This window comes from Acidimicrobiales bacterium (assembly GCA_016794585.1).
GTDB lineage: Bacteria > Actinomycetota > Acidimicrobiia > Acidimicrobiales > DATDAH01 > JAEUJM01.
Genome location: JAEUJM010000037.1, coordinates 21,758 through 37,834, shown reverse-complemented (window position 1 = coordinate 37,834; position 16,077 = coordinate 21,758). Strand labels below are relative to the sequence as shown.

General features: G+C 71.8%; 9 protein-coding genes. 2 read left to right on the top strand and 7 right to left on the bottom strand.

The genetic code is table 11. The features are described 5' to 3' along the window. Positions 1 to 183: 183 nt before the first annotated feature. The 5 genes from JNK12_18475 to JNK12_18455 form a co-directional block, all read right to left on the bottom strand. Positions 184 to 4,695 carry a glutamate synthase subunit alpha gene (locus JNK12_18475; protein MBL8777930.1) on the bottom strand — a complete coding sequence of 1,504 codons (4,512 nt, stop codon included), beginning with the start codon at positions 4,693 to 4,695 and terminating at the stop codon, positions 184 to 186. A gap of 154 nt (positions 4,696 to 4,849) precedes the next feature. Then, complete coding sequence (locus JNK12_18470; protein ID MBL8777929.1) at positions 4,850 to 5,764, bottom strand: 1-acyl-sn-glycerol-3-phosphate acyltransferase; 915 nt, start codon at positions 5,762 to 5,764, stop codon at positions 4,850 to 4,852. Between the two features lie 64 nt (positions 5,765 to 5,828). Further along, complete coding sequence (locus JNK12_18465) at positions 5,829 to 7,424, bottom strand: DUF2088 domain-containing protein (GenBank protein MBL8777928.1); 1,596 nt, start codon at positions 7,422 to 7,424, stop codon at positions 5,829 to 5,831. A 22-nt stretch (positions 7,425 to 7,446) separates the two neighbouring features. After that, positions 7,447 to 8,655 (bottom strand): zinc-binding dehydrogenase, encoded by a 1,209-nt coding sequence (locus JNK12_18460; GenBank protein ID MBL8777927.1) that lies wholly within the window; start codon positions 8,653 to 8,655, stop codon positions 7,447 to 7,449. After that, complete coding sequence (locus JNK12_18455) at positions 8,652 to 11,051, bottom strand: HAD-IB family hydrolase (protein MBL8777926.1); 2,400 nt, start codon at positions 11,049 to 11,051, stop codon at positions 8,652 to 8,654. The genes JNK12_18460 and JNK12_18455 overlap by 4 nt, the downstream gene beginning before the upstream one ends. Positions 11,052 to 11,093: 42 nt before the next feature. Between JNK12_18455 and JNK12_18450 the strand changes: the two genes are divergently transcribed. After that, entirely contained in the window at positions 11,094 to 11,693 is a 600-nt protein-coding gene (locus JNK12_18450; GenBank protein MBL8777925.1) for a TetR/AcrR family transcriptional regulator, read from the top strand. A gap of 115 nt (positions 11,694 to 11,808) precedes the next feature. Here JNK12_18450 and JNK12_18445 read toward each other — a convergent pair whose 3' ends face one another. Next, positions 11,809 to 12,879 (bottom strand): D-alanine--D-alanine ligase, encoded by a 1,071-nt coding sequence (locus tag JNK12_18445; protein MBL8777924.1) that lies wholly within the window; start codon positions 12,877 to 12,879, stop codon positions 11,809 to 11,811. 410 nt (positions 12,880 to 13,289) lie between these two features. Between JNK12_18445 and JNK12_18440 the strand changes: the two genes are divergently transcribed. Beyond that, positions 13,290 to 14,630: a UDP-N-acetylmuramoyl-tripeptide--D-alanyl-D-alanine ligase gene (locus JNK12_18440; protein MBL8777923.1), complete on the top strand. Its 1,341-nt coding sequence runs from the start codon at positions 13,290 to 13,292 to the stop codon at positions 14,628 to 14,630. Positions 14,631 to 14,732: 102 nt separating this feature from the next. On the opposite strand, the gene JNK12_18435 is transcribed toward JNK12_18440, so the two are convergent. Beyond that, the gene (locus tag JNK12_18435) at positions 14,733 to 16,058 is read right to left on the bottom strand and encodes an MFS transporter (GenBank protein MBL8777922.1); all 1,326 of its coding nucleotides are present in this window, start codon (positions 16,056 to 16,058) and stop codon (positions 14,733 to 14,735) included. Between the last annotated feature and the right edge of the window lie 19 nt (positions 16,059 to 16,077).

Below are 16,077 nucleotides of genomic sequence, written 5' to 3'. Positions count from 1 at the left end.
GGATGGCCCACCGGGAGCCACTCGCGCACATCAGGAGGCAACAAGAACTGCTGATCACGAGTCACCGCACGGAACCGAGGAGCCACCCACGAATTCTCCCCCGTCTCGGACCTGAACGCGAGCACCTAACGCAACAGCCTCGTCACGACGGTGCTTTCGCGGCCAGAACGGATGGGGGTGGATCTAGAGGGCGGAGACGTGGCGGGCGGCGCCGCCCTCGATGCGGCGCACCCGCTCGCGGGGGAGGATGTGCCAGAGCTGCTCGGTGGCCTGGTCCCACACTTTGAGGAGCTCGGATCCGCGGAGGGACTCGGTCTTCTCCACGTGACGCTCGACGAGCCAGCGCAGCTCGACGAGGGCGTCGGGCTCGGGGCGGATGGCCTCGACCAGGTCGGTGTTGATGCGCGACATGAGGCGCTCGGCCTCGGGGTCCCACACGAACACCTGGCCGCCGGTCATGCCGGCGCCGAGGTTCGAGCCCACCCGGCCGAGCACCACGACGGTGCCGCCGGTCATGTACTCGCAGCAGTGGTCGCCCACGCCCTCGACGATGGCCAGCGCCCCCGAGTTGCGGACCGCGAAGCGCTCGCCCACCGAGCCGGCCACGAACAGCTCGCCGCCGGTGGCGCCGTAGAGCAGCGTGTTGCCGGCCAGCACCGGGGAGCCGGCCGCCGAGCCCATCACCACGGAGGCGTCGTTGGCGGGCGGACGCACGACGATGGTGCCGCCGCCCATGCCCTTGCCGACGTAGTCGTTGGCCTCGCCCACGAGCTCGAGCTCGACGCCGTGGGTGATGAAGGCGCCGAAGCTCTGGCCGGCCGAGCCCTCGAAGCGCAGGCGGGCGGTGCCGAGCGGCGGCATGGTCCCGTACTCGAGGGCGATGGCCCCGGAGAGGGCGGCGCCGATGGCCCGGTCCTTGTTGCGGATCGAGTAGTGCAGGTCGATCTCGTCGCCGTCCCAGACCCGCTGGAAGGCGTCGGCCATGACCTCGTCGCCCAGCTCGGAGCGGGGGTCCTGCAGCTCGACCCGCTCGAGGAAGCGGCGGGGCTCGTCGAGGTGCTCGGGAGGGGCGATCAGCGGGCTGAGGTCGAGGGCATCGGCGCGTTCGTCGCCGGTCTCGCGCTGGCGCAACAGCTCGACGCGGCCCACCGCCTCGTCGAGGGTGCGCAGGCCCAGCTCGGCGAGGTACCCACGGACCTCCTCGGCCATGTAGAGGAAGTAGGCGGCCACGCCCTCGGGGGTGCCGGTGAAGTTGGCTCGCAGGTGCGGACGCTGGGTGGCCACGCCCGGCTTGCACGTGTCGCGGTGGCAGGCGCGCAGCATGATGCAGCCCTCGGCGATCATCGCCGCGGTGCCGAACGAGAACTCGTCGGCGCCCATGAGGGCGGACACGATCACCTGGCGGCCGTTCAAGAAGCCGCCGTCGACCCGCAGCTTCACCCGGCCCCGCAGGCCGTTGTCGACCAGCGAGCGCTGGCAGTCAGCCAGTCCGATCTCCCAGGGCAGGCCGGCGTGTTTGATCGACGACAGCGGGCTGGCGCCGGTGCCGCCGTTGGCGCCGCTGAGGTGCACGACGTCGGCGAGCGCCTTGACGCAGCCGGCGGCGATGGTGCCCACGCCGTCCTCGGCCACGAGCTTCACCGAGACCTCGGCGGCGTTGACCTGCTTGAGGTCGAAGATGAGCTGGGCGAGGTCCTCGATGGAGTAGATGTCGTGGTGCGGCGGCGGGGAGATGAGACCCACGCCGGGCTGCGTGTGGCGCAGGCGGGCGATCTCCTCGGACACCTTGTGGCCGGGCAGTTGACCGCCCTCGCCGGGCTTCGAGCCCTGGGCCATCTTGATCTGGAGCTCGTCGGCGTGGGCGAGGTACTGGGGGGTGACGCCGAAGCGGCCCGACGCGATCTGCTTGATCTTCGAGTTCTTGTCGTCCCGGCCCTGGCCTCGGGTGAAGAACCGGTAGGGGTCCTCGCCGCCCTCGCCGCAGTTCGACTTGCCCCCGATGAGGTTCATGGCCTGGGCCAGGTTCTCGTGGGCCTCACGGGACAGCGAGCCGTGCGACATGGCGCCGGTGGAGAAGCGCTTGACGATCTCGCTGGCCGGCTCGACCTCGTCGAGCGGGATCGGATCGCCGGCAGGCACGAGCTCGAGGAGATCGTGCAGCTCGGTGGTGGGCCGCTCGTTCACCAGGCGGGCGAACTCGTCGTAGACCTCGGACGACTCGCTCTTGAGGGCGCGCTGGAGCAGGTGGGCCAGTTTCACGTCGGCCTCGGCCCGCTCGGTGGCGGCCTCCTCGCCCTCGGCGCCGATGGGCGGGACCTCCTTGACCAGGGTCAGGCTGTTGAGGGCGGCCACGACCTCCTTGTCCTTGGTGTGGTACTCGCCGCCCTTGCGGTCGCGGTAGTAGCCGGGCGACGCGAGCTCGCCGGAGGCGTGGTTGGTGAGCACGTCGACGCCGAGCTGCTCCCAGCCGATGCCGCCGACGACCGAGGCCGTGCCCCGGAAGCACACGTCGACGACCTCGGCGCCGAGGCCGATGACCTCGAAGATCTGGGCGCCGCGGTAGGAGTCGACCGTGCTGATGCCCATCTTCGACAGGACCTTCAACACGCCGGCCTCGATGGCGGCCTCGAAGCGGTTCTGCGCCTCGGGGCTGATGGCGGCCTCGTCATCGCTGGCGTCGGCCTCTGCGCCGACCGTCTGCAGCGCGAGGCGGGGACAGATCGCGTCGGCGCCGTAGCCCAGGAGGGCGGCGACGTGGTGCACGTCGCGGGCGTCGTCGGCGACCGACACGATGCTCGTGAGCGAGCGCAGCGAACTGGCGATGAGGCGGTGGTGCACGGCGCCGACGGCCAGCAGCGACGGGACGGGCGCCCGGTCGGCGGACACGTCGGCATCGTCGATGACGAGGATGTCGGCGCCACCACGCACCGCGGACTCGGCGGCGAACGCCAGCCGGTCGATGGCGGCGCGCAGGCCGGCGGGGCCATCGGCCACCGGGAAGGTGGCATCGAGGGTGGCCACGGGGAAGTCGGCCAACTCGTCGCGCTCGAGCTCGTCGATGGCCCCGGGGTAGAGGAAGAACGATTCGAGGCGCACGAGCCGGGCGGCCTCGCCCTCCTCGGACAGCAGGTCGGCGCGGGGGCCGAGCACGGTGTCGAGGCTCATGACCAGCCGCTCACGGAGCGGGTCGATGGGCGGGTTGGTGACCTGGGCGAAGCGCTGGCGCAGGTAGTGGTGCACCGGGCGAGGGCGGCCCGCGAGCGGGGGCAGCGGCGAGTCGTCGCCCATCGAGAACGTGGGCTCGTACGCGTCGGTGGCCATGGGGCGCAGCACCATGGCGAGCTCTTCCTTGGTGTAGCCGTGCACGGCCTGGCGGAACTCGAGGTCCGCAGGCGGCTCCTGTACGGGCTCGCCGACGGGCAGGTCGTAGAGGCCCTCGAAGGCCCAGTGGGCGTAGGGCGCGGCGGCCGCGAGGCGCTCCTTCAGCTCACGGTTGCGCTGCACGCCGCGGGAGGGGTCGACGAAGAGCATCTGGCCCGGGCCGAGGCGGCCGCGCTCCACGGTGCCGTGGCCGCTGACGTCCACCGCGCCGACCTCGGAGGCGCAGACCACGAAGCCGTCCTCGCAGATGGAGTAGCGGAGCGGGCGCAGGCCGTTGCGGTCGAGGGTGGCGCCGACGCCGACGCCATCGGTGAACACGATGCCGGCGGGCCCGTCCCACGGCTCCATGAGCGTGGCGTGGTAGCGGTAGAAGCCCCGCACCTCGGGGTCGAGCTCGCTGGCGTTCTCCCAGGCCTCGGGCACGAGCATGGCCATGGCGTGGCGGACGTCGCGTCCGCCGCGGGTGAGCAGCTCGAGCGCGTCGTCGAGCTTGCCGGAGTCCGAGTCGGCGGGGTCGAGCAGCGGGCGGAAGAGCTCCTCGGGGCCGAGGCCAGCGGCCTCGGTGCCCAGCTGGGCACGCGCCCGCATGCGGTTCTCGTTGCCCTGGATGGCGTTGATCTCGCCGTTGTGGCAGAGCATCCGGAAGGGCTGGGCGCGCTCCCAGGTGGACAGGGTGTTGGTGGAGAAGCGCTGGTGGAAGATGGTGAACGGCGCGGTGAAGCGCTCGTCTTGGAGGTCCACGTAGAAGTCGCGGAGGTGGTCTGCCGGGGTGAGCCCCTTGAACACGATGGTGCGGAACGAGCACGACGCCACGTACACACCGGGCGTCCGTGCGATCCGGCGGCGCACCCGGTAGGCCCGGATCTCGTCGGCCGACGACTGCGCGGCCGCGCCGTCGGCGTCGCGGAAGACCACGTGCACGATGGTCGGCAGGCTCTGCATGGCGAGTGCGCCGAGGTGGGACTCGTCGGTCGGCGGCGTCCGCCACTCCACGAGGGCGAGCCCTTCGGCGGCCAGGGCCTCCTCGACGGAGGGGCGCAGGTCGGTACCGGACGGGAGTTGGTTGTCGAGGAACAGCGTGGCCACGCCGTTGCCCTCGCCGAAGAGGGCGGCGGGCAGGGGCAGCAGGACGCCGCACCCGTCCGAGGTGAGGGCGTCGGCGGCCACGGCGCCGCGGTGCTTCACGTTGGCCAACCCGTCGAGGGCCGCCGTCACGATCTGGCGCGACGGGCGCCCCTGCGCATCCGCCACGAAACCGATGCCACACGCGTCGAACTCGCGCATCACGTCCTCCTCGATCCAGCTGTCCAGCACGAATCGGAGCCTGCCGACCGGAGCGCTACGTCTCGTCGCTGAGGACGTTCAAGCGGCGCCGTTGCCCAGATGCCCCGGTCCGAGGCGAAGAACGACTTTACCCCGGAGGACCCCGGTCGCCGCCATTCAAATCAGTCCTCCCGCCGAAGGACGATCAGAGAGGCCAGCGCTGCTTGCGCTTCGCGTCCTTGCGGGTCGGGCCGACGGCCCAGGCCCGGCGCCACTTGGCGACCTCGGGGCCGGCCAGGGTGGGGTTGGTGCGCTGGTGGGCCCGCACCCGGGCCTCGTACCAGTTGGTGGCGGTCTCGTCGGCGAGGGCGGCGACGGCTTCCTCGATGCGCGCGGCGAAGCGCCGGGAGTCCTCGCCCTCGTCGGGGCGGATCGGGTCGCCGAAGGTGACCGTCGTGGACGACGGCGTGGGCAGCTTCTTGCCCTTGCGCAGGATGCGGCCGGTGCCTTGCAGGTGCACGGGCACGACGGGGACGTCGCAGCGCAGCGACAGGTAGGCGGCGCCGCCACGGAACGGCTGGCCCCAGCCGTCGGGGCTGCGTCCGCCCTCGGGGAAGATGAGCATGCTCCAGCCCTCGTCGATGAGGGCGGCGGCCTGGTCGGCCGAGCGGCGGGTGACCTTCTTGCGCTCGATGGGGATGGCCCCGATGGCGAGGGCCGAGAGGGCCCCGGTGACCCGGTTGGCGAAGAAGTAGTCGGCGCCGGCGCCCACGATGAGCTTGTGGCGCCACGGCTCGGGGATCGACGTGAGCATCAGCGGCGTGTCGAGGTGGCTGTGGTGGTTCGCGGCGAAGATGGCCGGGCCGCCGATGTCGGTGAGGCGGTCGCCGCCGCGGCGGTCCGGGTCGGCCAACACGGCTGCGGTCGGCCGCATGAGCCCCTCGACGATGGCGAGGCGGGCGATGCGGGCGGGGTAGCGACGCGCCCAGTCGGTGTCGTAGTCGGCGCCGACCTTGCCGGGGCGCTCGACGGGCTCGACCGTGCCCGGCGTCGTCGGCGCCGTGATCGGGAACGACTGCTTCCGCAGCCACCCGGACACGAGCGCGCGGGGGTTGGGCACCCCACCGGACGATCGGCCACGGGAGACGAGAGGCGACGGCATCAGCGCACGACGCTCGCGAGGCTCACGACACGTCGGCCATGAGGATGGGCGGGTTGTGGAAGTGGGTGATCGAGGCATCGCGGCCGACCACGTCCGAGGCCATCTCCAGCGCGTCCTGCAGCGTCGACGCCGGCTTGAAGCCGAGGCGGCGCACGGCCCGGGTGTCGCCGCCCACGATGATCGTGGCGCCCAGGTGCTTCAGGGCGTGGCTGCCCCAGTACCACATGTAGAACGGATGGACGCCGTGGTAGGCGTACGACGTCCGGTACAGGTGCCGGTACCACTCGTCCTCGGCGAAGCTCTTCTCGAAGTTCTTCTCGATCTCGACCGGATCGGTGGTCTCGGCCAGCACCTGCTCGAAGAAGTCGATGTAGCTGGGGTGGTGGACGGGGTGGAACTCCCACGGAGTGGGGTGGCTCATGATGAGCACGCCGCCCTCACGCACGAGGGGCCGGCCCTTGTACATGTTGAAGAAGTACCCGAGGCCCAGGCACATCACCAGGATCGGGTTCATCACCGAATTCACGTTGTACGGGCAGATGTAGGGCAGGCCCATGGTGAGGATGTCCGTCTGGCCCTCCACCGGCACGAGTTGCTGGCGGTAGACGTCGGCGGTGGTGAGCTTGTGCACCGCCTCGATCTCGCCGGCGTACACGCCGGTCATGCCCATGGGGGCCCGCCAGCCGTTGAAGACCGAGCGCTTGGCCTTCGAGGGCATGCGCTTCAGGCCTTTGGACATGGCCAGGAAGCTGGCGCGGTCCTTGGCGCTCCACTCCCACTCGCGCTTCTGCAGCACGCTCATGGGGCCCTCGGTGCCGAACACGTTGTTGTTCACCGTGGTCTCGATCTGGAAGACCTTCACGCCGGCGTCGCGGATGACCTTGCCCATGCGCCAGTTCGCGGAGTGCAGGGCCGAGTGCTCCTGGTCCATGAACGAGGTGGAGTGCTGCATGGTGTGGACGTTGTGGTGGTGGCGCAGGCTGCGGTAGCTGGCCAGGCCCGTGGCCGTGCTCTTGTGGCCGCCGTCCATCGAGACGAGGTTGATGTTCACATAGACGACGAGGTCGCTCTCGGCCGCCCGCTTGGAGATCTCGACCTCCTCGCCCTTCTCGGTCTCGCCCAGGAAGGCGAGGTTGTCGCGGTCCTCGGCGTCGAAGTTGTAGAGCAGGCCGTCGGGGGCGAACGCGTCGTAGACCCGGTCGCCCACGGCGTGGCGCAGCTCGGCCTCGGTCATGCGGCGGTGCAGGGCGAGGGCGGCGATGAGGTGGACGTCGTCCACGCCGGCCTCGGCGGCGAGGTCGAGCACCGCCTCGATGACCCGCTGGCGGATGTCGGGCCGGCGCATCTGCGGCAGGGGCAGCGAGATGTCGTCGAACGCGATGGTGAGCTTCATGCCCGGGAACAGCAGGGCGCGGAGCGGCTCTTTGTCGATGGGGTGCTCGAGGGCGTCGCGGATGGCGCCGTCGGGGTCCTTCAGGGCCTTGAGGGGCTCGGCGGCGTAGATGACCCGCGAGCGGCCGGCGGGCAGGCGCTCGAGGCGGAAGCCCTCACCGTGGTGGAACAGGATCGGCGGGGTCGACTTGTCGACCTCCAGCACGAAGCCCGGACGGGGGTTCACGAGGCGCTCCTCTTCACGGAGGTCATGGGTTGCGTTCCTTCTCGTCTCGGAGGTCGAAGGCGACCTTCACGGCGCCGCGGGCGCCGGCGCCGGCAGCGTGCTCGATGGCGTCGCGGTAGCGGCGAAGGGGATAGGTGGCCGACACCAGGCGGCCGAGATCGGCCTCGGCGGCCAGCTCGAAGGCCAGGTCGAACGTGCGCCGGCGCTCGCCCCCGGGCAGCGTCTCGGTGCCGTAGGTGTAGGCGCCCACGAGCTCGATCTCGCGGTGCCAGAGACCGGTGAGGTCGAGCGACACCTGGCCGGGCATGCCGGCCACGATGACGCGGCCGCGGGGTCGCACGATGGCGAGTGCATCGGTGAGGCTCTCGGCGCTGCCGACGCAGTCGACGACGACGTCGGCGCCGCCGGTGAGGCGCTCGATGTCGCCCTCGTCGTCGCCCCGGCTGATGGCCAGGGTGCCGGCGAGGCGGCGCACGGCCCGACGGACCTCGCCCGGCTCGGCCACGCGGTCGGCGCCCATGGCCTTGGCCAGCGCCTTCTGGTCGGGGTGCTTGGCGGTGGCCAGCAGCTGCGCAGGCGGGGACCAACGGCGCAGGGCGGCGACGGTGAGCAGGCCGAGCGTGCCGGCGCCGAGCACGGCGACGGTGTCGTCGGGGCCGGCGTGGGCGGCCAGCGCGGCGTGGATGGCGCAGGCGGCGGGCTCGACCATGACTGCGGCCTCGTCGCTCATGGCGTCGGGCACCTCGTGGAGCTGGCTGCGGTGGGCGACCATGAAGGTGGACCAGCCGCCGCCGGTGTCGCAGCAGAAGCCCGTCTGGAGCCCGGGCTCGAGGCGACCGAAGGCGATGCGCTCGCAGTTGCCGAGGTCGCCGCGGGCACAGGCGTCGCACACCGGGTCGATGCCCCGGGTGACGCAGCCGAGCACCGGCTCGAGCACCACGCGGGTGCCGTCGTCGAGCTCGCCGACCACCTCGTGGCCGGGGACGAACGGGAACGAGACGATGGGCTCGAAGTAGCGGGAGGAGGCGCCGTCGATGGTGGCGAGGTCGGATCCGCAGATGCCGGCGAGGCGGGGGCGCACCACGACCCAGTCGGGGCCGGGCAGCTCGGGCGGGTCGACGTCGTCGAGCTGGAGCGGGCCGACGCGCACGCCGCGACCCGGCAGGATCCCGCCGGCGACCTTGGCGGCGGCGAAGCGGGGCACGTCCCGCTCGAACACCAGGGCCTTCATCGCCGGCCCTTCCCGGTCTTCGCGCCGGACGAGGAGGCCGACGGCTCCTTGTTCATGATCGACTCGAGCAGGCCCGGGCCGGTGGCGCCGCGGCGGCGGGCGAGGGGCAGCGGGGGCCGGGGCCCGCCGGGGGCCTTGTCGAAGTGCTCGACCAGCCAGCCCCGCTTGCGCGCGAGGGCAGCGAGGCGGGTCTCGGGGTTGACCGCCACGGGAAAGCCGACGGCCTCGAGCATGGGCAGGTCGCTGGCGGAGTCGGCGTAGGCCACCGACTCCTTCAGCGACAGCCCCTCGGCGGCGGCGTAGCTGGCCATTGCCTGGGCGCGGGTCTCGCCGGTGGGGGGCACGTCGATGAGCTCGCCCGTGTACTTGCCCCGCTTCTGGGACAGCTCGGCGCAGACGATGTCGTCGAACAGCGGCCGCAAGGGCTCGATCACGAAGTCGAGCGCTCCGGTGATCAGCACGGTGCGGTGGCCGAGGCGGCGGTGCTCGCGCACCCGGCGGATGGCGGCGGGGAACGACTTCGAGAGGATCAGCGCGCTGAACATCTCCTGGCTGTCCTCGGCGAGCTGCTCGACGGATGCACCTTCGTAGCGGCGGTAGAAGTAGCGCAGGAAGTCGCTGCGGTCCTTGCGGTCGAGAGACAGCAGGCGGGGGCCCTCGGCGAGGGTGCGGGCCACGAAGCGCACCCGCTCCTGGCGGGACAGGCGGCGGCTGGCGATCCAGGCGTAGGACGCCACCACGTTCGAGGCGATGAGGGTGTTCTCGAGGTCGAACGCGGCCATGTGCCGGTCGGGGGAGAGGATCTGGCCGCGGAGGCGGACCTCGCGGGTCGGGCCTTCCTTCTTGCCGGGGTTGCTCTTGACCCTGGCCTGGTCCACCACCGACGGCAGGTGGACGTTGGGCACGAAGTAGTCCCAGTCGATGACGTGGGGGTCGAAGGCGAAGTGCTCACGGTCCTCGTCGTCGATCCGCTCCCAGAGCGCCATGAGCCGTTCGACGCCGTAGAGGGCCTCGCACTCTGCGTACTTGCCGTAGAGCTCGACGTAGCTGAGGGCCCGCTCGGCCTCTTCGCGCTTGGACTCGATGTTGGCGCTGAACTCGGCCTGCTTGCCCCGGAGAGGGAGGGCGGAGAGCACGGTCTCGGTGCGCTCGAGCACGTTCTTGGCCCGCTTGAGCTGGCCCTCGACCTTGCCGCGGCCGGGGAAGCCCCACTCGGGGACCGCGATGGGCTGTCCGTCGTTCTCGTAGAGCGGGTGCTCCGTGAACCAGCCCTCGACCAGCTTCACCAGTTGGCGGTAGCGCAGGGGGTTGGCCGTGCCGGACGCGACCTGGATGACGTGGGGCGACTCCGGCGGCGGCTGGGCCGCGGCGGCGCAGATGGCGCCGACCACGAGATCGACCGGGATGACGTCGATGATCCCCTCGGGCACGCCGGGGAACTCGGTGAGCAGTCCCCGGGCGTACGAGATGATCACCGGCTCGGCCATGCGGAAGCCGCGGATCCAGCCGGCCTTGGGCTCGGCGAGGGCGGACTCGATGATCGAGGGGCGCACGATGCTGACGGGCACGTCGCCCCGGGACTCGACCAGGGCCCGCTCGCCGAGCGCCTTGGTGTAGGCGTAGGCGTCGGGCCAACCGAGCGAGCTGGCCCGGGCGATGCCGGCCTCGGCCATGCGGTCGGCGACCCAGCGGGTGCGCTGGTGCTCGGTCTTGGCCGACAGCAACGGGGTGCCGGCGGCGCCCAGCTCCTGGCGGGCCATCTTCCCGAACTTCGCCAGCATCTCGGGCGTGCGACTCTCGGCCTCGGCGTCGGTGCGGGCGCGGCGGGCGGCGTCGACCTCGGCTCGCCAGGGGACGTCCACGAAGAACGGGCTGTCGTCGACGAGCTCCTCGGGGGCGTCGCCGCGGCGCGACCCGGCGACGTAGCAGGTGGACACGGCCACGAGGTGGGGGTTCACGCCGAGGTCGTGCAGGGTCTCGACGATGCGGACCGGGCCGAGGAGGTTGACCTCGACGGCGCCGTCGAGGGGGGAGTCGAACGAGACGGTGGCGGCCGAGTGGATGACGATGTCGCAGGAGGCCAGCGCGGCGCGGCCCGCCTCGTCGAGGCCGAGGCCGTCACTGCTGACGTCGCCCTGCACGACCTGCACCCTGCGCTCGAGCAGCTCGGCGAACCCCTCCTTGCCGTGCTGCTCCCGCAGTCGGTCGAAAGCATCGTTCTTGAACAGCTCTCGGGCGGCGCGGCGTTCGACCGTGGAGCTGCGGCCGGCGCGGATGAGCAGCACCAGCTCGCAGTCGGGCACCGCCCAGAGCAGGCGCTCCACGAGGGCGGTGCCGAGGAAGCCGGTGGAGCCGGTGATCGCGATGCGCTTGGCGCTCAACGCCTCTCGGATCATGCGGTCTCCCCGATCACGGCCCCATTCTCTACCATCTGGTAAGTGGCGCGCACGACCGACACCCGCGAGCGGGTCCTGGAGGCGGCGCTCGTGTCGTTCGGCGGCCCGGGCTACGAGGCGACCTCCCTCGACGACATCGCCGCCGAGCTCGGCGTGTCGAAGCAGACGATCCTCTACTACTTCCCGTCGAAGGCGGCGTTGTTGGACGCAGTGATCGACCGGAGTGCGATCGAGTTGGCCGAGGTGCTGGAGGGTGCCCTCACCGGGGCCGGTGACGGCTTCGACCGCATCGAGTCGGTGGTGCGCTCGGTGTTCCGGCTGGCGCTGCGGCGACCGGAGCTGCTCGGCCTCGTGCGGGAGGTCAGCCGCCTGGGGCCGCCGGTGTCGACGCGGCTCGTCGACGCCCTCGACCCCCTCGTGCAGCGCGCCCGCCAGTTCCTCGAGGCCGAGATGGCGGCGGGCCACATGCGCAAGAGCGACCCCGCCCTGTTGTTGATGTCCGCCTACTCGACGGTGATCGGCGTGGCGACCGAGGTGGAGGTGCTGCGGGCGGTCGGCATCGAGCCCGGCATGAAGGCCATGGTGCGACGGCGCTCCGAGCTGATCGACTTCCTCCGCTCGGCCCTGATGCTCCCCGCCTGAGCCCGATCAACTCGTTCCGCCAGCACGAAGCTGTTCTGCACGACAGGGCGGTGCTGGCAGAACGGGGCCTCAGCGCCGTGGCGGGGCGACGCGGCGGGGCGCCGCGGCGGCGCTCCTAGTGGTCGGTGCGGTGGCGCCGGCGGCCGTGGCGCTCGATGGCCAAGCGGACGAGCTCGTCGATGAGCTGGTCGTAGGGGAGGCCCGACGCCTGCCAGAGCTTCGGGTACATCGAGATCGGGGTGAAGCCCGGGATGGTGTTGATCTCGTTGAGGAGGAAGCCCCGTCCGCCCTTCTCGTAGAAGAAGTCCACGCGGGCCATGCCCTCGGCGCGCAGGGCCCGGTAGGCGCGCAGGGCGAGGGCCTGCACCTCGGCGGTCTCGGCCTCGTCGAGGTTCGCGGGGATGAGCGCCTCGGCGCCGTCCTCGTACTTGTCGGCGTAGTCGTAGAACTCGGCCCCCGGGACGATCTCGCCGGGCACCGACGCCCGCGGCTCGAGGTTGCCCAGCACCGCGACCTCGATCTCCCTGGCGGGAGACACCGCCTCTTCGACCACCACCCACTCGTCGTAGGTGAGGGCGAGGGCGACGCCCGCCTCGAGCTCGTCGAAGCTGCGGGCCTTGGTGATGCCGATGGACGAGCCCATGTTGGCGGGCTTGACGAACAGCGGCAGGCCCAGCTCGTCGATGGCGGCGTGCAGGGCGCGGTCGCTGAGGTCGGCCTCGCGCCAGGCCCGGTAGCGGGGCTGCGGGATGCCGGCGGCACCGGTGACCTGCTTGGCCATCGCTTTGTCCATCGCCACGGCGGAGCCGAGTACGCCGGCGCCCACGTAGGGCACACCGGCCAGCTCGAGCATCCCCTGGACGGTGCCGTCCTCGCCCATCGGGCCGTGGAGGAGAGGCAGGACCACGACGGTCTCGTCGCCGGTCGGGGCGACCACGGGGAGCGCGTCCACGTCGGGCCCGTCGGCCGTGAGCGAGGCGGGCAGAGCGGCGGGGCCCTCGGCGAGTGCCTTGGCGGCGTCCTCGGCGAACACCCACTGGCCCTGCCTGGTGATGCCCACCGGCTGGACTGCATAGCGCTGCGGGTCGGCGGCGGCCAGCACGTGGCTGGCGGTCACACAGGACACGTCGTGCTCGGCCGACTGCCCGCCGAACACCACGACGAGGCGGATCCGCTCGTTCGGCATCGGGTCGTCAGCCATCGCGCCAACCTACCCGGCGCCCCGTGAGCGTCCCGGGCCTCCCGCTCGCGGCCGCAGCTCGGCCGCACTGCGTCCGTGCCTTCGCCGCGCTGCTCCGCCGGTCCCGGCCGCAGGCCAGGTCAGGCCGGGACCGGTCCGCCGTGCGGGCCTCGGCGACCCGGTCGACCCGGATCCGTCGCCGGTCGGCCGGCCGCCTGGCCCGACGGGCAGGGGACGGGCGAACGGTCGCCGTCCGGACAGGCCGCCCCGCCCAGGCCCTGGTCGCCCGCTCCGGCGGTGGCGTGACCCCACTGCGCGGGGCCGAGAACGGTCGGGACGGCCTGTACGTCCCGCCCCCGACGACCGGTCGTCATGGTCGTTCGGGGTGGCCGGGGCGCTACCTTCCGATCGTGCGCCTGGACACCAGCGAGATCGCGGCGATCACCGGCGGTGAGCTCGTCGGCCCGGCCGGTGCCGGCGCCGAGGCCGACGCCGTCACGGTCGAGGGCGCCACCATCGACAGCCGGGCCGTCCCGGCAGGCTCGCTGTTCGTCCCGGTCGTCGCCGACCGGGACGGCCACGACTTCATCGAAGCGGCCGGGGCCGCCGGGGCCGTCGCCTACCTCACCCAGCAGGACCCGCTCGAGACCGGCGCCGCCGCCGAGGTGGTGGCGGTTCGCGTGACTGACACCGCCGACGCGCTGACCGCACTCGGCGCCCATGTCCGGGGCCGCATACCCACCGTCGTGGGGGTGACCGGCTCGGTCGGCAAGACATCGGTGAAGGACCTGGCCGCGGCGGCGCTGTCGGTGCGCCACCGCACGGCGGCGTCGTACCGGTCGTTCAACAACGACCTCGGCGTCCCCCTCACCCTCGTCAACGCCCCCGACGACACCGAGGTGGCGGTCATCGAGATGGGGGCCCGGGGCTACGGCCACATCGCGCGGCTCTGCGAGGTCGCCCGCCCGGACATCGCGGTCGTCACCGCGGTCGCCCACGCCCACACCGAGCTCTTCGGGACCATCGACGACGTGGCCGAGGCCAAGGCCGAGCTCGTCCAGTCGCTGCGTGACGATGGCGCCGCGGTGCTCAAGGAGACCGACGAGCGGGTCAAGGCGATGGTCCGCCACACCAACGCCGACGTCGTCACCTACGGCATCGACCGAGGCGACGTGCGGGTCACCGAGCTCCAGCTCGACGGCCACCTGCGCCCCCGGTTCCGCCTGGTCACCCCGGAGGGCGTCATCAGCCTCCAGCTGACGGTCCACGGCCGCCACAACGCCGAGAACGCCGCGGCCGCCGTCGCAGTGGCCCTGCTCGCCGGCTCGTCGCTCGACGACGCCGCCGAGGGGCTCAGCCGGGCGCAGATGTCGCCGTTCCGCATGGCGCTGCACACCACGCCGACGGGGGCCATCGTCGTGAACGACGCCTACAACGCCAACCCCGAGTCGATGCGGGCGGCGCTGCGCTCGCTGGCGGACCTCGAGGCCGCCCGCCGGGTCGCCGTCCTCGGGGTGATGGCCGAACTGGGTGACATCGCCGAGGACGAGCACCTCGCCATCACCCGCCTCGCCGACGACTTGGGCATCGAGGTGCTGGCCGTCGACGCCCCGCTCTACGGCGTCGAGACCGTCGCCGACATCGACGCCGCGGCGGAGCGCCTCGGGCCCCTCGGGCCCGGCGACGCCGTCCTGTTGAAGGGCAGCCGAGTGGCCGGCCTCGAACGCCTCGCCGACCTCCTCCTCGCCGACGCCTGAGCCACATCCGACGGATCGGTTCTGGCCGCGGCGACATGTCGTCACGCCAGAGATCTCGCGGCCAGAACGGTGGGGTGGCTCGGGCCTGACCCTCCGGCGCTCCTACGCGGCGAGGCGCCGGCGGCGGCGAGGGCTGGGGTCGGTGGAGAAGAAGTAGCCCCAGGTGGCCAGGCCGAGGGCGACGAAGGCGCCGATGAGCATCAGGGTGGTGACCCCCCACGCGTCGATGACGGGACCGGCGACCAGGCCGCCGATGGGGACCACGCCGCCGAAGGACATGATCCACAGCGCCATCACCCGGCCGCGTACCGACTCCTCGACCTCCTCCTGGAGCATGGTGTTCAGCGAGGTGACGGTGGCGAAGTAGCAGAAGCCCACGGCGAACACGACCGGGTAGGCCAACGGCTCGGAGCGCAACACGGCGAGGATGGCGAGGAACACCGCGAAGCCGAAGAAGCCCTTGCGGACGATGCGCCGCTTCGAGAGGCCGACGAAGAGGGTGCCGATCGACAGCGACCCCGCCACCGCTCCCGCGCCGAGGCAGGCGTAGAGCAGGCCGTAGGCGGTGGAGTCGGGCTCGATGCCGAAGTTGGACTCGGCCACCACCGGCATCTGCACCACGAAAGGCAGGCAGAAGAACGAGAAGAAGCACATGGCGACCAGGACCATCTTGATGGTGCGGTTCTGGCGGGCGGCGGTGATCCCCCCGACGATCCGGCGGAAGCCCGTGGGCTCGTCGGCCTTGCGTTCGACCCGGGGGAGGTGCACCCGGGCCAGCACCGCGAGCACGGCGAGGTAGGTGAGGCCGTTGAGAGCGAAGACCCAGGACACGCCGACGAGGTGGTAGAGGATGCCGCCGATGGCGGGGCCGATCACCCGTGAGCCGTTCATCGAGGTCGAGTTCAGTGCGATGGCGCCGGCGAGGTCCTCCTTGCCCACCATCGCCGGCAGCGCCGCCGAGTACGCCGGCGCGTAGATGGCCTGGGCGGTGCCGATGGCCAGCACGAAGATCACGAGCACGGCCCGGGACGGGTCGGGGACCGTGGTGAGCCAGGCCAGCGCGAAGGCGAAGAACATCTGCTCGATGGTCACCACGATGAGCATCTTGCGGCGGTCGAACTGGTCGGCGAGCGCCCCGCCGATCATCGAGAACAGCAGCAGCGGCCCGAGGTTGGCGAAGGCGATGATGCCGACGAAGGTGGCCGACCGGGTCAGCTCGAATGCGTACGCGCCGAGGACCGCGTTCTGCATCCACGACCCGATGTTGGAGGTGAACGCGCCGAAGTAGAGGTTGCGGAAGTCCTTGTGGCGCAGGGCCGCCCGAGCGGTGCCCGGGCGGTACTCGCGGTCAGCGTCGACCAGCGCATCCGTGGCGTCCTCGGCGACGAGCTGGAGGTCCCGCTCGTGCTGGCTCAGCCTCCGGTTCACGAGTCGAGGCTAGGGGCTT